Genomic DNA, 23,093 nt, shown 5'->3' with positions numbered 1-23,093 from the left:
ATTTAACTGCCCTGATTCACTAAAAAAAGAACTTGCGAAAATCGCAAGTTCTCCCCTCTACATATTAAGCGCTCTGGTTTCCTTCCATTTGCGTTTTGTACATATCGTAATAACGCCCGCGCTTTTTCATTAATTCATCATGAGATCCTTTTTCCAAAATCGTTCCTCTATCAAGTACAATAATTTGATCTGCACTTTTAATTGTTGAAAGGCGATGAGCAATAATAAATGTCGTTCTTCCTTTTTTCACAACTTCTAGCGCTTGTTGAATCATCGCTTCTGTCTCTGTATCGATACTAGATGTTGCTTCGTCTAAAATTAAAATCGCCGGATCAAAAGCGAGTGCCCTAGCAAACGAAATAAGCTGACGTTCTCCAGTGGAAAGCGTGCTTCCCTTTTCTGTGATTTCTTCATTTATATTGTTCGCAAATCTTTCAGCACCAACATCACGCAATGCTTTTACGATGCGATCCTTTGAAATGTTTTCATTCTCTAAGCTAACATTAGATGCCACTGTCCCGCTAAATAAAAACGGATCTTGCAGTACGATTCCCATATGTTCACGCGTTGCTTGTTTCGGCATCTCTGTTACATCGTGACCATCAATTGTAAGCTTTCCTTTTTGAAATTCATAAAACTGGAAAAGTACATTCATAATGGAACTTTTTCCTGATCCAGTATGACCGACAAGCGCTACTGTCTCGCCTTGTTTCGCTTCAAAAGAAATATTTTTTAACACTTCATCTTTTCCATTATAAGAAAACGACACATTATCAAACTTCACATTTCCTTGTAAGCGAGGCATACGTTCTTCTTCTACCGCTTCCCCTTTTTCCTCTAACAATTCAAAAACACGCTCTGATGCAACGCGCGATTGTTCTAAATTAGCAAGCTGATTAACCATATTTGTAATTGGTGAGAACAATCGTGTTAAATAATCCACGAACGCATACAGTATCCCCAGCGAAATGACGCCTGAAGCACTTAATGAAGCACCACCGAAATACCAAATCACACCTGTAAAAGCGATATTTCTTAATACAGACACTAAGTTATGCGAAGTTGCTGCATTTAAATTTAAAATTTTATTTTGATACTTAAAATAATCGCCATTTAATTCTTCAAACTCTTTTTTCGTTTCACGCTCTTGACGGAACGCTTGAATAATTGGCATCCCTTGAATCGATTCATTCACTGTTCCGTTAATATCAGATAAACGTGAACGCATTTTATGATTGTATACAGACGCATACTTTCTATAAAGAATTGCCCAAACGATTAAAATTGGGATGATAAGTAAACATAACGTCGCCAATTTTACATCGAGTAAAAATAGCGCAGCGAATATCCCGATAATATAAATGATACTAGAGACGAATGTCGCAAGCACCGTTACATATAAATCACGAATCGCTTCCGTATCATTCGTGACACGCGATACAATTTTCCCTGCTGGTAAATGATCGAAATAACGAATCGGCAACGTTTGAATATGGGAAAAGACATCTTCCCTCATAATTTGAATAATTTTGTTTGCTGCCTTCTGTAAGAAAAACTGCTTTCCGTATGCAAATAATGATACAACTACTAATAAAGCGAAATATCCACCGCCGAGTAGTAATAATCGATTTATTTCTGGTTTATAAAACGCAAATACTTCCTCTTTCGTTAAGGCTTTCGCTTTATAAACCTGCACTGCCTTACCACTTTGTACTGTAAGCACATCACCCTTAACAGAACGAGTTCCTTCAAGCGTTATTTTATTTGGTACAAAATAGTACTGAAAACCAACTTGAATAACCCGAACCTCTTTCCCTTTTTTCTCACCTTCCTCAAAGCGATCACTTCGCTTATACAAGGCGCCATTATATGAAACAGCATCCTCACTCTTTTCTGTTTCATACCAAGGTCTCTCTATTCCAACGATATGCTCATCAATCATCGTTTTTGCGACGAAAGGACCCGCGAGTTCTGCGATAACGAAAACAAATAGCATCGCCATTGCTGCAAAAATCGGCCCTTTTACTTTCATCGCGTATTGAAACAATCGTTTTGAAACACTCATATTTTCACCCCACTATCCGCACTTTCATTTTCACCTTGTTGTCTTTCGAACTGCTCTGCATACCAGCCTCCACTTTTAATAAGCTGATTATGCGTACCCTCTTCCATTACTTCACCTTCATCCATAACGAGAATCCAATCCGCATGTTGTACGGCTGATAAACGGTGCGTCGTAATAATCGTCGTTTTTCCGCTTCTTTCTGTTCTTATATTTTCAATAATCGCTGCTTCCGTACGAGCATCAACAGCTGATAAAGAATCGTCCAAAATTAAAATTTCTGGATTTTGAATTACAGCTCGCGCAATTGAAATCCTTTGTTTTTGCCCTCCTGATAAAGAAACACCCTTCTCTCCAACGAGCGTTTCTAACCCTTCTGGTAAAAACTCTAAATCCTTTGTAAACGCTGCGATTTCAATCGCTTTCTCGAGTTCTTCTTCCGTCGCTTCTCGGTTTCCGAATAAAATATTTTCCCTCGCTGTTTTCGAGAACAAAATATGTTCCTGAGGTACATACCCAATCCACCCGAGTACATTTTCATTCGTTATGTTATCTAACGTCACATCAGAGACTGCAATATCCCCATCTCCAAGTGGATATTGACGAAGAAGTTGACGTACGAGCGTCGTTTTTCCGCTTCCTGTTTTCCCAACAATCCCAAGCGTCTCCCCTTGTTTTAATGTAAACGAAACATTTTTCAAATTTGTTTCATTTGATGAAGGATATGAAAAAGTAACGTTATCAAATTGAATGTAATCAGGCTCTTGTACAAGCTTTGGATTTTTCGGATTCTTTACATCTGGTTCATACGCTAACGTTTCATTCACACGGTCGAGCGACGCATTTCCTCTTTGCATAACATTAATTAATTCACCAATTGCAAACATCGGCCAAATCATCATCCCTAAATACACGTTAAAAGAAACGAGCTCACCAAGTGTTACCTTTGATTGAAATACGAGGTATGCACCGTAAACTAAACCAATTAAATAACTAAGGCCAACAAGCATTTTCACAGTTGGTTGGAATAACGCATCGATTCTTGCTACTTTCATATTTTTTTCGTAGACGTCATCTCCTAAATGATGAAATCTTTCCTGATCTGCGTTCTCTTGTACGTATGCACGAATCACGCGCACACCAGCAATTGATTCAAGTACTTTATCGTTCATATCACCGAACGCATCTTGCGCAACTGTAAATCTTTCATGCAATTTCTTTCCATATATATTCATCGCATATGCCATAATCGGAAGCGGTATAAGGGCCGCTAATGTAAGCTCCCAACTTATTGTAAATCCCATCATAAAAACGATTGTAAGCATATATAAACTAGAATCTACAAGCGTTAATATACCGAAACCAGCTGTCATAGCGATTGCTTTTAAATCGTTTGTTGCTCTCGCCATTAAATCGCCAGTACGATTTTTTTGATAAAACGTCGGTGTCATCTTGAGCAAATGCCCCATAAATTTCGAGCGCATCGTCTTCTCAAGTACAAACGCACCTCCAAACAATTGATGTTGCCAAACAAAAGTAAGAGCATATCCAACTATCGTAACTCCTATTAAAATAAGAATAGACTCCATAATTGCTGCATTCGTTAACGTTCCTGTTTTTATATTATCAATCGTAACCCCTAGTACTTTTGGGGGAATGACTTCAACTATATTTACAATTAAAAGCGCACCAATCGCGATGCTATATCTCTTCCAATGCTCTTTAAAAAACCATCTTAACTTTAGTAATACTGAAAACAATGTAACCTCTCCCTTCTCGTTTTCGTTTAACCCTCATTTCTTTATCCGCTATCCAAACCCATCACATTTACATTTCGTAACCCATACAATCTCATCACATTTTTCCACCTTCCAAATTTCAGTTTTATAGTAACCATACAAAGTATGGAAACAAGCAAATTGGACAAAAAAAAGCATACCGTCGCTTGACGATATGCACAAAAATGCATAGAAGCGTACGTTACGATATACGCAACGTACGCTTCTCATAAGACAAAAAAGTCCTATATATCCGCACGGGTTGCGTAATAATATGAATGTTTTCCGCCGTTTAATACAGCTAAGCCCATTACATTTACGATTACAATCATTACGCACACCCCCTTCATTTATTTTCCATTTATAATCTTACAACTTTATTGAGTATTCTGTCAATTGTTTTTTCGCTTTAGAATAAAATAATCTTTTATCACAAAAAATGAAAGTGATGCATTCTACTTTATAATTCAGTTTGAAATAAGAGAATCTTCTGTAAGAAAGGGCATACAAAATAAAAAAAGAATAAGAAATCGTTTTCACAAACATTTCATTTGAAAAATGTTATCAAACCCCCTACAATCACCTTATACTCACTCTTACAAGTTGCTATTTTAGGAGGACTAATCATGACAACTAGCAATACGTACAAATTTTATTTAAACGGAGAATGGAGAGAAAGCTCTTCAGGTCAAACAATCGAAATTCCATCTCCATACTTACACGAAGTAATTGGTCAAGTACAAGCAATTACTCGCGGAGAAGTAGATGAAGCAATTGCGTCTGCAAAAGAAGCTCAAAAATCATGGGCTGAAGCTTCTCTACAAGATCGCGCAAAATATTTATATAAATGGGCTGATGAGCTCGTAAATATGCAAGATGAAATTGCCGATATCATTATGAAAGAAGTCGGTAAAGGATATAAAGATGCGAAGAAAGAAGTTGTTCGTACAGCTGACTTCATTCGTTATACTATCGAAGAAGCTTTACATATACACGGAGAAAGCATGATGGGTGATAGCTTCCCTGGTGGAACGAAATCTAAACTTGCGATCATCCAACGCGCACCACTTGGTGTTGTATTAGCAATCGCACCATTTAACTACCCAGTAAACTTATCTGCTGCAAAACTTGCACCAGCATTAATTATGGGTAACGCTGTTATTTTCAAACCAGCAACTCAAGGTGCAATTAGCGGTATTAAAATGGTTGAAGCACTTCATAAAGCTGGCCTTCCAAAAGGTCTTGTAAATGTAGCTACAGGACGCGGTTCTGTAATTGGTGACTACTTAGTAGAACACGAAGGTATCAATATGGTATCGTTCACAGGTGGTACAAACACAGGTAAACATTTAGCGAAAAAAGCTGCAATGATTCCACTTGTACTAGAACTTGGTGGTAAAGACCCTGGTATCGTTCGTGAAGATGCTGACTTACAAGATGCTGCAAACCATATCGTAAGCGGTGCATTCTCTTACTCTGGTCAACGTTGTACAGCTATTAAACGTGTACTTGTACACGAAAACGTAGCGGACGAGCTTGTTGACTTAGTAAAAGCGCAAGTAGCTGAACTATCAGTTGGATCTCCAGAACAAGACAGCACAATCGTTCCATTAATCGACGATAAATCTGCTGACTTCGTTCAAGGTTTAGTTGACGACGCTGTTAAAAAAGGTGCTACAATCGTTATCGGTAACAAACGTGAGCGTAACCTAATTTACCCAACATTAATCGACCACGTAACAGAAGAAATGAAAGTTGCTTGGGAAGAGCCATTTGGCCCAATCCTTCCAATCATCCGTGTTTCTTCAGATGAGCAAGCAATTGAAATTGCTAACAAATCAGAGTTCGGCTTGCAAGCAAGTGTCTTCACAAAAGACATTAACAAAGCATTTGCAATTGCTAACAAAATCGAAACTGGTTCTGTTCAAATTAACGGACGCACAGAGCGCGGACCTGACCACTTCCCATTCATCGGTGTAAAAGGTTCAGGTATGGGCGCACAAGGTATTCGTAAGAGCCTTGAGTCTATGACACGTGAAAAAGTAACTGTATTAAACTTAGTTTAATCTTATATTCAGCAGCTGATCTAATATTTAGGTCAGCTGCTTTTTAAATTTCTGATACACCTGCGTATTATGAAGCGGCTTAAACCCTACAGATTTGTATAACCTCTCAGCACTTTCATTTCCTTCTATATAACAGAGTCTAATATCTTCGTACCCAACTTCTAACAACTTGTTCATCCCAAATTGCAAGGCGTTACGTCCATATCCATTTCCTTGCTGACTTTGTGCAACCATTAAATTCTCTATTGTCCCTTCCCCTACTGTAACTGATGCAACCAACTGTTCATTTTTAAAAACCACATACACATTACTTTCATTGTTCAATTTGTATTTTTTTATACTATCTTCTGGAGCAAGATAAGGCTTCATATCATTCCTTTCATGCAATTCGTAATAACATTCCTGTACCATTGTTACAAACTGGTTAAAAAATTTATCTTCATACTTAATAAATTTGAGATCGGTTTCAGGAAAACTCCCTCCCTTATATATCAATTCAAGCGATCCCCACCATCTTTCAAATCCCATTTTCTTAGCAAAACAAATACAATTTTCTGATTCAACTTTCATATAGGTACACACAAAATTCGGTTTCATTTCAGAAATACATTCCTCTATTTCCTCATATAAGGCAGAACCAATACCTTTCAAACGAGAACCAGGTTCCACATATACACTTATTTGACCAATAGACTCTCCATTACTATTTGTATAAAAGGATGAATACGCGAATCCTTCAATCCCATTTTGGTTATATAAAAGAAAATGCGTGGAATTCGATACAATATCATCTAAAGAACCTATCTCTTCTTCTGTCCCCAGACTTTTTATTAAATTTAACATACCGATTCTATCCTTTTTGCTACTATAAGCACGTATCATTTAAATAATCCCCATTCCCATTAAAAGTAAATTCCCTATTGGAATTTATTCAATGAATCCGTCTCAAACCCTCCAATCCCTCAATAACGAACTCTTCTCTATAATCTGATTATTACCATATCCATTGACGTATAAAAATACATTTGTTACTCTTAAATACGTTAATTTAATATTTAAATCCTCATTCGTATCTCGGTGAGGTAGAGGTTGCAGTCATTAAGAGTATCATTTCAGGAGATGTAGTGGCATTGATGAAGGAATGAGAAAGGAATGATTGCCGAAGTAAGTCGTGTCCACCATGCACGCTTGCTGGGTCTGCATTTAATAAGTGCAGAACTGTCACAAACGTTTCGTTTGTGGAGAGCTATCGAGAGGTATGTCGTGGGTTTCTTATAAGATAGAAAGCATGTAGCGGCAAATTACGTGCTTTTTTTGTTTTGTTTGGACCTTCTCTTCCTTATCAGGAAGACATACATATCTCCTCGCTTGACTTGGTTATACTAACTTTGGAGGTATTTTCTATGCAACAAAAAAAATGGGGCTTTTGGGTACTAACAGCTTTCGTTGTCGGTAACATGGTTGGCGCTGGTATTTTCATGGTGCCAAGTACGTTAGCACAAACAGCTAGCCCTCTCGGTGTCACTTTAGCTTGGTTAACAACAGGGTTTGGTGTTTTAATGCTAGCTCTTGTTTTCGGTAATTTAGCAATTCGTCGTCCTGATTTAACGACAGGACCACAAAGTCATGCATATGCTTTATTCTCAACACCAAAAAGAAAGAAAATGGCTGGTTTCAGCATGGTATGGGGATATTGGGTTGCAAACTGGGCAAGTAACGTTGCCATCATTACATCTTTCGCGGGATATTTATCACTCTTCTTCCCGATTATGAAAGATACGCGACTATTGTTTTCAATCGGCTCGTTCGATATAGAAGTTGGAAAGCTCATTACATTTACTATTTGTTCCGTCTTACTTTGGGGAACTCATTTAATATTAACAAACGGTGTAAGCGGAGCTGGGAAACTAAACTTCTTAGCAACAACAACGAAAGTAACTGGATTCCTTCTATTCATTGTCGTTACGTTATTTGCGTTCGAAGCTTCAAAGTTTGGACAATGGTACACACCGATGATCGATAAAGAAGGCGTATCACACGGTCTCCTTTCACAAGTGAATTTAGCGGCTCTTACAACGCTTTGGGCATTTATTGGGATTGAATCCGCCGTTCTTTTATCAAACCGAGCTACTTCTCCCAAAACGGTAAAACGTGCGACTGTTGCCGGTTTATTAATAACAGTTGCAATTTATTTAGGAATTACAATTTTAACAATGGGTGTACTTCACGTTGATAAATTACAAGCTTCTGAACGTCCATTAGCAGATGCATTAAACGCTGCAATGGGTCACGGTGGTGGGAAACTTATGGCATTACTTGCTCTTACTTCCCTATTCGGTTCAATATTAGGCTGGATTTTATTAAGCTCAGAAGTACCTTATCAAGCAGCAAAAGAAGGTTTCTTCCCTTCCTTCTTCACAAAAACAAATAAAAAAGGAAGCCCAATTTACTCATTACGACTAACAAACATTATGTCGCAAGTGTTCTTATTCTCAACACTATCAGGAACAATTGCGGAAGCTTATACATTCGTTATTACCGTATCAACACTGGCCTACCTCATTCCATATCTCGTTTCACCAATCTTCCAGTTAAAACTAGTCGCAACTGGTGAAACATATAAAAATGAAATGCGGGCAAGAATTACAGATGGTATAGTCGCAGTGATCGCACTTTGCTACGCACTATGGGTTATTAAAACCGGCGCATCCGATATAAAAACATTCCTTCTCGGAATTGGTTTGTTCGTAATCGGATTTGCTTTCTATCCATTAATGAATCGTGATCAGAAAAAAAATAACGAAAAGAAAAACGAGCAAGTTGCATAACGCAATTTGCTCGTTTTTTCTTTTATAAAACATATATAATAGAACAAAGAGGTGAAAAACATGTCAATCGAATCACTATGGAGCAGTCGCTTCCAACAACATATGCAAAATATCATTACATACTTTGCACGTATGATTAACGGTTTACTATATAGCTTTATCTTTATTTCATGCGTTGGCGCATACTACTATGCTCAGTTTCTAAAAACATCTCCTTCTAAAGGAATATCTTTACTACTCATCACCATTGTACTGACATTCATTATAACAAGATGCCCGATCCGTACATTTATTCAAAAACCTGATGCTGTCTATTTGCTTGCATTAGAAGAGAAATTAACATCTTATTTTAAAAAATCTCTTCTATATAATTACATCATTCAGCTTTTTCCATTATTATTTACGTTCCTGATTCTCGTTCCACTTGCCCTGCAATCATTACAAGTAACGGTATCTTTCTTATGTACAATCTTTATCGTTTTAATGATTACGAAAGCTTGGAATATGTACATACATTGGATGTGGCGTGATAGTTATGAAAGAAACATATGGTTCATTATTCGTATTACTTGTAACGCCCTAATCATTTACATGCTGTTTTACTCAGCAAATGTTCTCATATTGGGCGGATTACTCTTACTACTTGCTTTCCTGCTTCTATATACGAAAAAACAGCCTACAAAACGAATACCGTGGGATTACATAATCGAGCAAGAAGAAAAAATGGACGTTCGTTTTTATCAATTTGCTAGCATTTTCACCGATGTTCCGCAACTGAATAAGCAAGTAAATAAAAGAAAATGGCTTACAAATTGGATTGAACCTTTATTACATAAAAAACGAGCAACTTTCTTCTATTTACATACACTAGCGTTTTTACGTGGGAATGATTATTTCGGTATATATATTCGCTTAGGATTGATTGGTGCCTTCGCCTTATATTTTATACCAAACATATACGTAAAAGGCGCCATCGCATATATCGTCCTATATATGATTTCTATGCAGCTACGTTCCCTGTGGAAATATTTTTCGGGAAATATTATTGTAGCATTATATCCAATTGATACTGAAAAACGAATGAATCAATTTCTTCGCTTAATCTTTATATTACTAAGCATTCAACTCATTGTATTTTCAAGTGTTATACTCATTGCTACCGTACAATTTTTACATAGCCTTATCATTCTGATTATCGGGTTACTCTGGATCAAATTTATTATTGTACCAAAAACGAAGAAACGGATTTCTTCATTTTAACGAGAAAAGAGGCTGCACATCACAGCCTCTTTTTTTGTCCTAAAATTTCTATTCACTCTTCATAGGCAGTTCTCATATAGTGAAAATGACTATATAATTCCTATCCATACGTTAAATATTGATTTCGCACATATAAAGTGAAGGCATTTACGGGCAATTATCTCCCACCTAATTTCCTCGCATTCGCCGAAATTTGTGGTGGGAGTCTTACTGCCCGCAAATAGCGGGATAAATAAAAAAGATGGGAGCCATATTATGAATAACAATCCACCTTCAACGCCCCAAAACAACTCAGAAGAAAATAGCCGCGACATTAAATTGCAAACATTACGTGTCATCGGACTCATCGTCCTTATTAGTGGTTATATCCTCGTCGCTCTCTCAGAAGTAGGTGAACTAAAAAATCTTTTAACAAGCCCGAATGCCAATCCTGACTTAGCTGAAGTTGATCCGTTTTAGAGGCCATATGAAAAGTGAGTCCCAGTATAGCTGGTTCGCTTTTCATATAGTTTTTATCCGCTATGAGGAATATCTTCTTCTTCGTCGTACTTCTCTTGACTTATTGCCTTCATAAATAGCTAAATGCAGACATGACTAAAAATTGTGTAACGCTTAAAACATACATATTTTTCCGAATTTCCGACTTTCTTCACTTCTTTCACTCGTCTAATAATTTCATAGAACTTATAGGATAGCGCTCTCCTATCACTACATCCCTTGGGATGACTTTCTCTATAAAATCTTTGATATCCTTAGTCAATTCAATATCTATTGCGGCCATATTCTCTTCTAAATATTGAGCTTTCTTCGTTCCAGGTATTGGAATAATATCTTCTCCATTAGCTAATAACCATGCTAAAGCAAGTTGCGAAGTACTAACATTTAATTGGTGGGCTAAATCTTCTAATTTATTTACCAGCGAACGATTATGATTAAAATTCTCATCTTGGAAACGCGGTGTATTCCTTCTATAATCATTTTCTACTAGAGTATTAATAGATTTAATTTTCCCAGATAAAAATCCACGTCCTAAAGGACTATAAGGGACTATCGCAATATTTAGCTCACGGCAAAGTGGTAAAATTCCTTCTTCTATATCCCTACTCCATAGTGAGTATTCTGTTTGTAGCGCTGCTATAGGATGCACTTTTTGCGCACGCATAATTGTTTGAGCGGAAGCCTCTGAAAGCCCAATATGCCGAACTTTCCCCTCATCTACTAATCGCTTCATAGCACCAACAGTCTCTTCGATGGGAACACTAGGATCTACTCGATGCAAATAATAAAGATCAATATAGTCTGTTCCCAAACGTTTCAAGCTGGATTCACAAGCTTTTTTTACATATTCAGGACTTCCGTTTATCCCCAGTACTGCCCCAGATTCATTTCTGACAAAACCGAATTTAGTAGCGATATGAATATTCTGCCTCGACTCTTTCAAAACGCGCCCTATTAATTCTTCATTTTTTCCTAACCCATATTGATCTGCTGAATCAAAAAAATTCACGCCAAGATTTAAAGCATGATTAAGAGTTTCAATTGATTTCTCTTCATTTTGATAACCATAGTATTCTGACATTCCCATACAACCTAGCCCCAGAGCTGAAACACGTAAAGATCCAATTGTTCTATATTTCATACGTCATCCTCCTCCATATATCATATACAGTAAAAGTATACCGATTAGAGTACCCTCTAAGGCAATAAGGAAATAATTTATAGTTATAAACCATGTAATAAGAAATTATTATGCAAAAAAAAAGACCTTCTTATATTAGGTCTCATACAAGAGGATCTTTTTTAAATTTATTTTTCACCCTCCATTTTTTTATAGTAGTCAACTTTTTCATTAATCTTTGTGAAATCAATCTCAAGCTCTTTAATTTGCTGAAGCACTTTTTTTTGATGAGCCTCTAATAGCTCTCTTCGTTCACTTATTGTAGATTCACCTTGTCTTCTTAGTTCTACAAACTTTTTCATATCATCGATAGACATCTTAGTTTTACGTAACTTCACCAGAAAATCAATACATGAAATATCAGTTTCTGTGTAACACCGATATCCATTTTCATCTCTATTCACAGTGCATAAAAGACCAATCTTTTCATAATAACGAAGTGTATAAGAACTAAGACCAGTAATTGAAGAGATGCTTTGAATCGATAGTTTTTTTTCATATTTTTCCATATGGAAATTATATCATGATTCCACTTTTATAAAAATAATAAATCCGTATTAACTACTATTGAATGGACTATTTCCACTGTTTTTATAGTTAGTTAAAACCTTTCTACCTCTATAGGCTTATAGAAATCCTTTGTCTCCAAAGATTCATAAATTCCTTCATAAGTTATCTTGTTCCTATTTCGATTGGTTCAGTCAAATTTTTAAACAAATAGTAAAACTTTCTTTAAAATTATATTAATATATTAGGAATTTCACTTCCATTCTGAACGTAGCCAAATGCTACTTTCAAATCATGCGCTCCTATTTAGACGCTGCAATTACGCAGATAGTATTTTCAAAATACTATTTGCATTAGAGTGAACTATAAGTGTTACTATTCCATTGTAATTCATTTATATATTAGGAGGAATTCATGATGAACAAAGGAATTTTCATTTTAGCTCTAGCTACATTTGTAGCTGGGACAGTGGAGTTAGTCATTGCAGGTATATTAGATATGATTGCTCAAGATCTACATGTTTCAGTAGGGGCGGTTGGTCAGTTAATTTCTATTTTTTCTTTAGTTTTCGCTTTTGGCTCTCCCATTTTAATTGCATTGACCGCCAAAATAGAACGACGGAAACTATTAATTATTTCCATGTCTATTTTCTTTTTAGGTAATGTTTTATCCATATTAAGCACCAACTTTGCAATGTTATTAGTAGCAAGAATAATTCTTGCCGCAAGCTGTTCAATTGTTGTTGTTTTATCTATTACACTGGCAGCAAGTACTGTTTCACCTAATTTAAGAGGTCGTGCTATAGGTCTTATTTTCATGGGTCTAAGTGCTTCTTTGGTTTTTGGAGTACCTCTAGGAACTTTAATAGGAGAGAATTTTGGATGGAGAATGACATTTGTATTAGTTGCACTCCTTAGTATTATAGCTACTTTAGGTATTATCAAATTTTTACCGACAGTGCAACCTCAGCCGCCTGTCCCTTTACTTGAGCAATTAGCAACACTAAAAAGCCCCAAAATTATAATGATACAGCTTATATCAGTTTTGGAGTTAACAGGTCATTTTACAGTCTATACATATTTCACTCCGTTTTTACAAGCCACAATGGGATTGTCTGTAAATATGATTAGTCTAGTATTACTCATATTTGGTATAGCTAGTATAACAGGTGGTTGGATCGGAGGATGGACATCTGATAAATTTGGAGGAGCGAAAACAATTCCAATAGCTCTTGTTTTATTAGCAATCTCTATATTTTTACTTCCACTTGCTACAAATTCATTAATTAGTTTATTTATTGATGTATTGTTCTGGGGGGCGTTAGTATGGATGCTTAGTCCGTCTGTACAAAGTTATCTCGTACAAGCTGCTCCTGATTCCTCTGATATTCAATTAGGATTAAACACCTCATTCCTACATCTGGGAGTTGCCTTAGGTTCTGGACTAGGGGGAATACTAGTAAATCATTATCCTGTTACTACCAATACATGGATTGGTGGTATTATGGTTGTTTTAGCCCTTATTTCTGCTATTTATTCTGTAACAAAAATTCAAAAAAACACTGCAAATCAGCTAGCTGTAAATAAGAATTAAATAGCAAAAACACATGAACGAAAATTACATATGAAATGTTTGTAGGTAGTATATTAATCCCTTTTAGTAAAATATCTGCTTAAATAGTTAAAAACATCTTATTCAAAATATTTTTTGAGTAAGATGTTTTTACTCTGTATCGCTTTCTCAGAAGTAGGTGAACTGAACAATTTATTAACAAACCCTAATGCCGACCTAGATTTAGCTGAAGTTGATCGATTTTTAAAATTATATAAAAAGCGAGTCCCAGTATAACTGGCTCGCTTTTTATATAGTTTCATCCAATCTGAGAAACCTCCCTTTCATCCTCATACTTTTCTTTCCCTATCGCCTTCATAAATAATAAAATACTGCTCATACCAACGATAAAGTACAGAGCACTCATGCCCCAAGATGCAATAAACGAACCTAACATAACTCCTAATGCACCGTTCATTTTCGCCAATTGAAAGACCATTCCATTGATTGCCATATATGAACCTCTTGCCTCATTTGGTACCATGTCCGCCATTATAGATTGACGAACCGGCACATACATCATCTCGCCTACCGTTTGGAAAAGCCCTGCAATTAATAAAATCCATAAGCTATTGCTCGTTCCGAGTATTGTAAATCCAATTGTATAAATGAATAAACCTACATATAAAATTTTCAAATCGTTGAAGCGTTTCAGCATTTTAATAAGAAGAGCTGAACATAACACAACTAAAATTGTATTCTCTGCTGAAATCCAGCTCAGCATGCGAATACCTGTTAAATCAAACGTAACACCATTACCGAAGAAAAAGTGTACCGTTTCAAATTCCTTCTGCAAACGTACTCCTAAATAATTATTAATTTGAAACTCTAAAGATAATGTACATATACTTGCTGCACAAAAAATTAAAAACGCTCTATCTTTCATCACAACTTTATAACTTTCTGCCATATCTTTTAATATATTTTTCTTTTCTGCTGTTTTTCGTGCTACATACACTTCTTCTATATATACAGCCATCACATATAAAGTAATAACCGCAACCACTGTTAATACGATAAACAGTTGTAATCTATAGTTTTCAAATAGTAATCCACCAAATATCGCTCCAATTGCAATGGATAAGTTAATCGCCCAGTAGTTTATGCTGTACATCACTTTTCGATTTTCAGGTGTACTCACATCAATTAACATCGCCTCTGTCGCAGGATTCATAAGTCCAGACCCTAAACTATTCACTAACATAAAGATAAATGTTAACCACGGTGAATCTACATAATCTGAATTCGCAACTCCCATACAAGCAATGGAAATGACTTGTATACTTTGACCGATAATCATTACCTTTTTACGTCCAAGTCGGTCCCCAACATATCCACCGTATAAACCAATTACTAATGAAGCTATGACATTAATAAGTAGTAACGCACCAGCAATTGCACTACCTAACTTTATTGAAAAATAAATCGCCATAAATGGAAAAATCATCGTGGACACAGTACGTGTTAAAAACGAAGTTATAATTCTAATTTTTATATTTCGATGCATACTCCAAAATCCCATTGTTTCCCCCCCCTTATGCTTATTCATTTTACTTTGAAAAAGAGGAAGAAAAAGGTTAGAATATTCTAAAGAGTTTCCCCTTTTATCATAGAAGGAAGTGTATACATATGAAAATTATGGACTATTACATTAGACTAAGACTACACGCACAAGATCAACAACATATCCAAAATAGCTTACAAGAATTAGCAGATGTTTTATATTGCAGTACGAAAAACGTGAAGATTTTATTAAAGAAAATGAATGAGGAGCAATTAATTAAGTGGACACCAGGGCGAGGTCGCGGAAATAAAACGGAAATTATATTTGTACATAGTTTCGTAGAAGCGCTTGAATCCTATACAGATGAACTGTTAGCGCAAGAAAAATTAAAGGATGTTTTTCTTCTTTTAAAAGAACCCCTGCCTCCTGCACTTCACAAGAACATTGAAGGTAAACTTCATCAGCATTTTGGTTATGAGCCTTCAAATGATATGTATGACATATTAAAGATTCCTATATCAAGAAAGATATTCCCATTAGATCCCGCTTTTGTAGCTGTAACTACAGAGAGCCATCTTACGAGTCAAATTTTTGATACATTAGTCGTTTATAACAATGTTAAGGGAAAAATGGAACCACATATTGCGCATACGTGGGAATTAAGTGAAGACGGGCTTACGTGGACGTTCTATTTACGAAAAGATATACATTTTCATAACGAAACTATTTTAACTTCTAAAGATGTACAATTTTCATTTGAAAGACTAAAGCAAGTTCAATCCCCTTTCGAATGGTTAACAGAAGAAATTGTTCAAATTGAAACACCATCACCACTGCAAATTCGATTCCATTTAGCAAAACCAAATTTATTTTTCTTACATTATGTAAGTTCCATGCAACTAGCAATTTTGCCGCGTGATGCGAGTATTCAAAATCATCATTATATAGGTACTGGACCTTTCAAACTTGCTCATTACTCTGAAGACAATATCGTACTCGAAGCGTTCACCCATTATTTTAAAGAGCGCGCGTTATTAGACCGTATTGAATTTTGGGGTATTCCTGATCATGTGCAAATAGATGCTGATTATGAACTACCAAATGAAGAAGAAGATGAAAGGCATGATATACAAATAGAAGAAATAGGTTGTATTTATGCTAGCTTCAACTTTACAAAACCTGGTCCTCATCACGACATTTACTTTCGTAAAGCTTGGCGAGAAATATATGACGTTGAAACGATACTTCGTAACATAGAAGGCAGACGAACAATTGCTGCATCAAGCTTCTTCCCTGAGAGAAGCCGACAAGTTCCTAAAAGATCCTATTCCTTAGAAAAAGCGAAAGAGTATTTAAAACAGAGTACATATAATGGAGAAACCGTTCATATTTATTTCTTCGCATTTAAAGATAGTGCAAATGATGCAAACTTCCTAAAAGAACGTTGCAAAAGTTTAGGTATACAAGTAGAACTTCACCCATTTCTCGTTTCAGATTATATGGATCGTTCTATTAATAAATATGCCGATATTATTTTAATGGGAGAAGTATTTGCTGCCGATCATGAAATTGCATTCTTAAATGTATTTAAAAATAAAAGTTGCTTCATAAATCGGTTCATGGACCCTCACTATGAAAAACAAATTAATTGTTTGCTAGATACTTTTTTATTAGAAGAAAATAAAGAGAAGCGCTATAAGCTGGTGTATGAGATCGAAGAATTTTTACAAGCAGAACACATCATTTTATTTAACTATCACGTTTTAAAAAGAAAAACATACCCTTCTTCTTTAAAAAATGTAACAATTGATTCATTCGGTTGGGCAAATTTTGCGAAGTTATGGATACAGCCGTCCACGTATTAAAGTTTGAGTTTTTATAAAAGGAGACGAACAATGAAACGCACCCTAGAAAAAAGACTTTCCTATCTATACACAGGTGAGTTATTTTCAGTCATTACTTTTATTTTCACAAGTTACTTACTTAATTATGCTTATCCTACGTTACATTTATATTCCCTATATTCTTTTTGGGTCTCACTTCTTCTTTTAGAATTTATCTTATTACAAGGAACAATGTACTGGTACGTAAAGTGGAAACGACTAAAAAAAGAGAAAACATCTGTTACGCCTATTAGGATGATTCAATATTTAAAAGTACTAAAAAGAATAAATATCGGATTGATTATCGCAGGACTTATTATGTTTACTATTGATTTTGCAATTTGGTCTCCGCAATTACCTTTAGCTGGGCTATCATTCGCACTATTTGTTTATGTTTTTGCATTATTTGAGTATATTAACTATTATCATATTCAGCTTTCATATGATAACATCTCTGATATTAAATATTTGATAAAATCAAAAAAACTAAAACAGTCCTGTATAAGTAAAGATTTTCAACGTATTTCATGAAAGAGAAGGTACTACATCCTTAGTAGTACCTTCTCCACATACAGATACAAACTATTATTTAATTACTCCATCTAAGTGATCTTTCAAGTTCAATAAATATTGCTCAATATCCGGATTCTTCACCACATCATAACAAGCAAAACTCTTTAACGGACTCATACCAAGAAACTTCTGCACGCGATGTAAATGACTAAGTGCTGATTCTAAACTTTCTCCTTCAAAGAACTTCGTCTTATCTCCGAATGCTTTTTCAGGTGCGTTCCAAGTTGTAGAAAACATATACTGCTTCTCTTTTAGTAAACCACCTGTTCCGTATTCATCTGCACCTTTAAAGAACAAACCGTATTCATATACTTCATCCATATACGTTTTAAATAAGCCCGGTACACTAAACCAATAAATCGGTGTTTGATAAATCACAACATCGGCCCATAAAAACTTATCTTGTTCTTCTTTAATATTGTAGCCATCTTGAATCGTTGTTGTTTTCACATGATGATTCTCACTTAATACCGTTACCATATAATCAACTAACGTTCTATTTAATCGTCCTTCTTTCGTACCGTATTTTTCATGTCCATTTATAATAAATATATTTTTCATCACTTTTCTCTCCCCTATATAATTTACTCTTCAGCTATTAACCCAAGTTGTTGTTTCAGCGTAAGATTATCTTCTAAATGCCAATCTTCCGTTATCTTGCCGTCTTTCACATGTAAAATATCAATTGCAAAAAAATTGATTTTCTTATCATTATGAGTTCCTGTAAAAGAAAGACGAGCTGTGACTTTATCACCAGCAACTAATAAATCTTCAATCTCACAATGTATATCGGGAACGACTTTACGAAAATTTTGCGCCGCAAATTTTAATCCTTCAGTGCCTTGTGGTCGCCCTTTCGGCAGTGTGTTATCGAAAAAATTTTCAGTAACAGTCTGCGGAATAAGTTCCTCTTTACCTGTATCCCAAAATGCATAAAAACGCTGCGCTGCATGCACAATTTCTGTCGCTTCCTTTTTATTTAGTGAAGGATCAATTGTCATTGCTTTTGGCTTCGGCATTTCTTTTAATAACTGGATTTCAGTTTTTTGTTCCACGCTACATGCTACAAGCACAATACAAATGACAAAAAAACTAAAGAACCCAAACAACTTTTTTATACTCATGGAAATCACCACCTCCTCATACAAACCCTTTGTATTTCGTATTGCTATTGTATATGCATTAACTTCCTTTATGGAAGTAGTGATATTTTTTTCATATAGTTACCAAAAGTATAGTTTTGTGATACTATAAAGCAAATTCATTCGATTTTTTTATGGAGGCTATTTTCATGACCAATATAGATCCAGTTGTATTAACGAAAGGTTTACCAGGCATACCTTGTCCTATCGCTAAAACGCTTGACGTAATTAGTACAAAATGGACGTTTTTAATTATTCGCGACCTTCTTATCGAAGGAACATTACGCTTTAGCGATTTACAAAAATCAATGGACGGTATTAGTCCGAAAACATTATCACTTCGACTAAAAGAATTGGAGGCACAAGGGATTATAACGAGAAAAGTATATCCAGAAGTTCCGCCTCGTGTAGAGTACACTTTAACGGATAAAGGAAAGCAATTAGAGGGAATTTTTATTGAATTAAAGCGGTTTGGATTAAGTTTATAAAACAAAAACCCCTTACCGTCGTAAGGGGTTTTATTACTTCGCAAAACTTTCAGCTAGCTGTTTCTCTCTCCACATAAATGTAATGCCGAGACCAACTATTAAAACAACTCCTGAGAAAGCATATGGATAATGAATATTTATATCAAATAATATTCCACCCATCGCTGGTCCTGCGATATTTCCTAAACTCGTATACGTTGAGTTCATACCAGCAACGAATCCTTGCTCTTTTCCAGCTGCTTTTGATAAAAACGTCGTTAAAGCTGGACGAAGTAAATCAAATGCTAAGAAAATAAAGCAAGTAACGAGAAGTACAATCCAATAATTAAAGACTACAGTTGAAACGAACGCTAAAACTGCACCTACAATTAAACATATTTGAATTAATACTTTCTCACCGAACATGTCAACCAATTTGCCAAACATAAATACTTGCACAACTACCCCAAAAATTGAGCTAATTGTAATAATTGCAGCAATATCTTTCGGCGCGAAACCAAACTTATGATCAGAAAACAGACTAAATACCGTTTCATATGCCGATAATCCAAATGCGAGTACAAATACGATAATAAATGCGATTGCATACATTGGATTTAATGATTTCTTTAAATCTCCAATAAAACTGGATTCTTTCGTATTAGCAGAAATCTCTGCAAGTTCTTCTTTCGTTAACGGCTCTTTCAAAATAAATATAGAAATCACGCATGCGACAAAAGCAATCACTGCCGCCACAAAGAAAGGTACACGTATACCGTATTCTGCAATAAACCCGCCGATTCCAGGCCCTATAATAAATCCAGTGCTGATTGCCGCAGATAAGTACCCCATCGCCTTTGGACGTTCCTGAATAGATGTAATATCCGCAACATATGCCGTAACACCAGGCATAATAAACGCAGCACTAATTCCGCCTAACACCCTCGCTGCATAGAGCATCCATACATCTGTTCCTAATCCGAAAAGAAGCTCTGAAACACCAAAAATAAATAATCCAATGATTATCATTTTCTTCCTACCGTAAAGGTCGACCCAGCGCCCCGTAATAGGTGAAGTAATAAGCTGAGCCATTGCAAAAACTGCAACGAGATAACCCATCGTCTTCCCTGTTAAACCCATATCATTCATAAAGGATGGCATAACCGGAATGATTAATCCAATCCCTAAAAAAGCGATAAATATATTACTCAAAAGAATGACCAATACCATCTTTTGTTCTTTTATCGGTTTCTTCACTTTTTAACACCTCTTCCCGTAAATTCCTATCAAAAAATAATACCCAAAAAGCTTTTTCTTTATCCTTCTATTTGTGGGCTAATCATGAGTAGAGATGCCCCCTACTCGTTAGAATTTCACTGTATCCTTCCACACACACATACGCATTAGGTGAATGACTATCATTCAGTTTTCCTCAAAAATGAACCTACCTTTTCAGACAGGTTCATCTCACTATTTCTTTATATGTAGTGCATGTGTTAAAAAATCTAGTACTTCTGCCTTTTGTAGCTCGACTTGCTCATCATCTTTATGATCATATAAATAAACTTGTTCCGCTGCTGATTCAACAAGAGCGATAAATAACTTCGCTGTTCGCTCTGCGTGAACCGAATCACGAATTTCACCAGCTTCTTTTGCCTCGCTTAAAAATTCGCTTAGCCATATATAAAGAGGCTCATATACAGCTTCCCATTCTTTTATATGTTCAGTAGATGCAAGACCCGCATACATTAATGCTTGTATTTCACGATATTCAGCTATAAAGTTAAATACCGCATCTATCACTTGCTCAACTTTACTTGAAAAAGGTGCATCGTTCTGTACTTTTTCTTTCACTGCAAGTATCATCTTCTCAACCATCACTTCTGCTATTGCAGGCATAACAGATAACTTAGAAGGAAAATATAAATAGAAAGTTCCTTGTGCAATGCCAGCCAATTTCACGATATCAGAAATCTTCGTTTTTTCAACGCCCTTTTCCTGAAACACTTCAATAGCTGCATAGACAATTTTTTCTTTTTTATTCATCATCTAAACCCTTTCACACGCGTATTGAATGACTGTCACTCATTTTATAAAATAACTAGCTGTACTGTCAATCATAGTGCACTTTTCATAATAAAAATCTCCCAACAAATCGTTAGGAGATTCAACTTTAATATCAATTTCTTATGAAAGAGCCTTTAATCCCGTAACTCCACATACGATAAGAGCTACACTAATCAAACGTGCCTTACTTTTCGATTCACCAAACAGAAACATATTTAATAAAACTGCGCCTGCTGTTCCAATACCAATCCAAACCGCATAAGCCACACTTACTTGTAAGAACAAGAAAGACGTATATAAGAATGCGAAGGAAGTTGCAAATCCACCTATATAAATCGCTCCATTTGTCAACGTCTTATCTTTACTATACATTTTAAGGCCTATCACACCGACTATTTCACTAATTGCAGCACAAAACACGAAAAACCAACCCATTTTTAAGCAGCTCCTTCCATAGTTTCTTCCACAGTTTCCTCTTTATTATCAGCCAGTTTTAAACCGATCACGCCCGCTACGACCATCACGATAAAGAATAGTTTTCCTACACTGAAACTGCCGCCGAAAAGGAATACATCCATTAGGAAAGTACCTACAGTACCAGCCCCAGCAAACACCGCATATACTGTCCCTGTCGCAAGATGTTCACACGCTTTAGAAAGGAAGTGAAAATCAACAGCGATAACTCCTACAATAATGACCCAATGCCACCAAGTATGAGCTGTATTAAAACCGAACACCCAAAATATTTCAAAGATACATGTTAATATGACATATAACCAAGCTTTATTTTTCATATCTCTCACCTTCTATTATCTACTGACTGACCGTCAGTCATTTTTAGTTAAAAAATATAATCTCACGCTAACTACTATTTAAAAAACCAATATCATCCTCATTTATCCTTATATTTGTTCCGTTATTAAGCTAACTGCATATAAAAGTTGCTTATCTACACCCTTTCACATAGAAATGACTGAATGTCATTCATAAATATTCTACATGACCAATTGATAAAGTGTCAACACCCGGATTCTATTAACCAAATAATATTTTAAATTTCTTAAATCCATATGTATATTTCTCAATAATCTGTTAATAATGGTAGTAACAAAATATTTTCTCCATTCCCCCTTGGAGATCCCTTTGAATCGAGCAGTTGCTTTTAGCTAACTGCTCTTTTTTAATTTATCGGCACATTATAATAAAATACTCATAGATAAACTCCAAAACAAAGACCTGTACTCCCTTTTCAACATGCAACAAAGAACGAAATATTTTGTACGCTATTTACTTTCTAACGAGTCCTTGTATGCGATAATTTTATTTTCAAGCATCTTCTCTGTAATTACTAAGTTTTCTCTTTGAGTTTGAATAGATTTTTTATGATCTTCTAAAAGTTGTAAACGAGCTTCCGTTGTGTGCTCTCCTTCTGTATATAATCTAGCGTATTCCCTTATTTTCGCTATCGGCATTTGCGTTTGTTTTAACTTCATTACAAACTGCAACCACTTTATATGTGATTCTTCATACATTCGATTCCCATTTGTATCGCGATTTGCAATTAATATGTTCTCTTTTTCATAATAACGTAATGTATGTGTGCTCACTCCTAATAATTTAGCTACCTCACTAATTGTGTACATACTCATACTCCCTCCACTTGCCAT

21 protein-coding genes and 1 riboswitch are annotated in these 23,093 nt (G+C 35.6%); of the genes, 8 read left to right on the top strand and 13 right to left on the bottom strand.

Annotated features, from left to right (window positions below):
* Positions 1-64: 64 nt before the first annotated feature.
* Together LUS72_RS04375 and LUS72_RS04370 are read right to left on the bottom strand one after the other, a co-directional pair.
* Positions 65-2,065 (bottom strand): ABC transporter ATP-binding protein, encoded by a 2,001-nt coding sequence (locus tag LUS72_RS04375; RefSeq protein WP_097831244.1) that lies wholly within the window; start codon positions 2,063-2,065, stop codon positions 65-67.
* Positions 2,062-3,822, bottom strand: coding sequence for an ABC transporter ATP-binding protein (locus LUS72_RS04370; protein WP_097831245.1), 1,761 nt, complete (start codon positions 3,820-3,822; stop codon positions 2,062-2,064). The genes LUS72_RS04375 and LUS72_RS04370 overlap by 4 nt, the downstream gene beginning before the upstream one ends.
* A gap of 644 nt (positions 3,823-4,466) precedes the next feature.
* Between LUS72_RS04370 and gapN the strand changes: the two genes are divergently transcribed.
* Positions 4,467-5,906 carry an NADP-dependent glyceraldehyde-3-phosphate dehydrogenase gene (gapN, locus tag LUS72_RS04365; protein WP_098362014.1) on the top strand — a complete coding sequence of 480 codons (1,440 nt, stop codon included), beginning with the start codon at positions 4,467-4,469 and terminating at the stop codon, positions 5,904-5,906.
* 27 nt (positions 5,907-5,933) lie between these two features.
* Here gapN and LUS72_RS04360 read toward each other — a convergent pair whose 3' ends face one another.
* The gene (locus tag LUS72_RS04360; RefSeq protein WP_097831247.1) at positions 5,934-6,788 is read right to left on the bottom strand and encodes a GNAT family N-acetyltransferase; all 855 of its coding nucleotides are present in this window, start codon (positions 6,786-6,788) and stop codon (positions 5,934-5,936) included.
* Positions 6,789-6,981: 193 nt separating this feature from the next.
* Positions 6,982-7,163, top strand: a riboswitch (Lysine riboswitch).
* A gap of 146 nt (positions 7,164-7,309) precedes the next feature.
* Here LUS72_RS04360 and LUS72_RS04355 point away from each other — a divergent pair.
* From LUS72_RS04355 to LUS72_RS04345, 3 genes are all read left to right on the top strand, one after another.
* Complete coding sequence (locus LUS72_RS04355) at positions 7,310-8,734, top strand: amino acid permease (RefSeq protein WP_097831248.1); 1,425 nt, start codon at positions 7,310-7,312, stop codon at positions 8,732-8,734.
* A gap of 60 nt (positions 8,735-8,794) precedes the next feature.
* A complete protein-coding gene (locus tag LUS72_RS04350; protein WP_097831249.1) occupies positions 8,795-9,994 on the top strand; it encodes an ABC transporter permease in 1,200 nt (399 codons plus the stop codon).
* Between the two features lie 255 nt (positions 9,995-10,249).
* Complete coding sequence (locus tag LUS72_RS04345) at positions 10,250-10,453, top strand: hypothetical protein (RefSeq protein ID WP_097831250.1); 204 nt, start codon at positions 10,250-10,252, stop codon at positions 10,451-10,453.
* Between the two features lie 199 nt (positions 10,454-10,652).
* Here LUS72_RS04345 and LUS72_RS04340 read toward each other — a convergent pair whose 3' ends face one another.
* Together LUS72_RS04340 and LUS72_RS04335 are read right to left on the bottom strand one after the other, a co-directional pair.
* A complete protein-coding gene (locus LUS72_RS04340; RefSeq protein ID WP_097831251.1) occupies positions 10,653-11,633 on the bottom strand; it encodes an aldo/keto reductase in 981 nt (326 codons plus the stop codon).
* Positions 11,634-11,800: 167 nt separating this feature from the next.
* Positions 11,801-12,181, bottom strand: coding sequence for a MerR family transcriptional regulator (locus tag LUS72_RS04335; protein ID WP_097831252.1), 381 nt, complete (start codon positions 12,179-12,181; stop codon positions 11,801-11,803).
* Between the two features lie 415 nt (positions 12,182-12,596).
* Here LUS72_RS04335 and LUS72_RS04330 point away from each other — a divergent pair, with 415 nt between their 5' ends.
* The gene (locus LUS72_RS04330; protein WP_097831253.1) at positions 12,597-13,772 is read left to right on the top strand and encodes an MFS transporter; all 1,176 of its coding nucleotides are present in this window, start codon (positions 12,597-12,599) and stop codon (positions 13,770-13,772) included.
* A 277-nt stretch (positions 13,773-14,049) separates the two neighbouring features.
* On the opposite strand, the gene LUS72_RS04325 is transcribed toward LUS72_RS04330, so the two are convergent.
* Positions 14,050-15,312 carry an MDR family MFS transporter gene (locus tag LUS72_RS04325; protein ID WP_097831255.1) on the bottom strand — a complete coding sequence of 421 codons (1,263 nt, stop codon included), beginning with the start codon at positions 15,310-15,312 and terminating at the stop codon, positions 14,050-14,052.
* A 107-nt stretch (positions 15,313-15,419) separates the two neighbouring features.
* On the opposite strand from LUS72_RS04325, the gene LUS72_RS04320 reads away from it, so the two are divergent.
* A complete protein-coding gene (locus tag LUS72_RS04320; protein ID WP_097831256.1) occupies positions 15,420-17,159 on the top strand; it encodes an SgrR family transcriptional regulator in 1,740 nt (579 codons plus the stop codon).
* A 30-nt stretch (positions 17,160-17,189) separates the two neighbouring features.
* A complete protein-coding gene (locus tag LUS72_RS04315; protein WP_097831257.1) occupies positions 17,190-17,708 on the top strand; it encodes a general stress protein in 519 nt (172 codons plus the stop codon).
* 54 nt (positions 17,709-17,762) lie between these two features.
* Here the strand turns inward: LUS72_RS04315 and LUS72_RS04310 are convergent, their stop codons facing one another.
* Positions 17,763-18,311 (bottom strand): NAD(P)H-dependent oxidoreductase, encoded by a 549-nt coding sequence (locus LUS72_RS04310; RefSeq protein WP_097831337.1) that lies wholly within the window; start codon positions 18,309-18,311, stop codon positions 17,763-17,765.
* A 23-nt stretch (positions 18,312-18,334) separates the two neighbouring features.
* Entirely contained in the window at positions 18,335-18,874 is a 540-nt protein-coding gene (locus LUS72_RS04305) for an ester cyclase (RefSeq protein WP_097831258.1), read from the bottom strand.
* A 167-nt stretch (positions 18,875-19,041) separates the two neighbouring features.
* Between LUS72_RS04305 and LUS72_RS04300 the strand changes: the two genes are divergently transcribed.
* Entirely contained in the window at positions 19,042-19,380 is a 339-nt protein-coding gene (locus LUS72_RS04300; protein ID WP_000181684.1) for a winged helix-turn-helix transcriptional regulator, read from the top strand.
* 33 nt (positions 19,381-19,413) lie between these two features.
* On the opposite strand, the gene LUS72_RS04295 is transcribed toward LUS72_RS04300, so the two are convergent.
* The 5 genes from LUS72_RS04295 to LUS72_RS04275 all read right to left on the bottom strand — a co-directional run bounded on the left by LUS72_RS04295 (position 19,414) and on the right by LUS72_RS04275 (position 23,069).
* Positions 19,414-20,616: an MFS transporter gene (locus LUS72_RS04295; RefSeq protein WP_097831259.1), complete on the bottom strand. Its 1,203-nt coding sequence runs from the start codon at positions 20,614-20,616 to the stop codon at positions 19,414-19,416.
* A 213-nt stretch (positions 20,617-20,829) separates the two neighbouring features.
* A complete protein-coding gene (locus tag LUS72_RS04290; RefSeq protein ID WP_071747845.1) occupies positions 20,830-21,408 on the bottom strand; it encodes a TetR/AcrR family transcriptional regulator in 579 nt (192 codons plus the stop codon).
* Between the two features lie 138 nt (positions 21,409-21,546).
* Positions 21,547-21,861, bottom strand: coding sequence for a DMT family transporter (locus tag LUS72_RS04285; protein ID WP_097809534.1), 315 nt, complete (start codon positions 21,859-21,861; stop codon positions 21,547-21,549).
* 2 nt (positions 21,862-21,863) lie between these two features.
* On the bottom strand, positions 21,864-22,220 hold the full coding sequence (locus LUS72_RS04280) for a DMT family transporter (protein ID WP_071747843.1): 357 nt from the start codon (positions 22,218-22,220) through the stop codon (positions 21,864-21,866).
* A 489-nt stretch (positions 22,221-22,709) separates the two neighbouring features.
* A complete protein-coding gene (locus LUS72_RS04275) occupies positions 22,710-23,069 on the bottom strand; it encodes a MerR family transcriptional regulator (protein WP_097831260.1) in 360 nt (119 codons plus the stop codon).
* Positions 23,070-23,093: the final 24 nt, after the last annotated feature.

Source organism: Bacillus cereus, assembly GCF_025917685.1.
In the GTDB taxonomy this organism is placed as follows: domain Bacteria; phylum Bacillota; class Bacilli; order Bacillales; family Bacillaceae_G; genus Bacillus_A; species Bacillus_A cereus_AT.
This window is presented reverse-complemented; position numbering and strand designations above follow the sequence as displayed.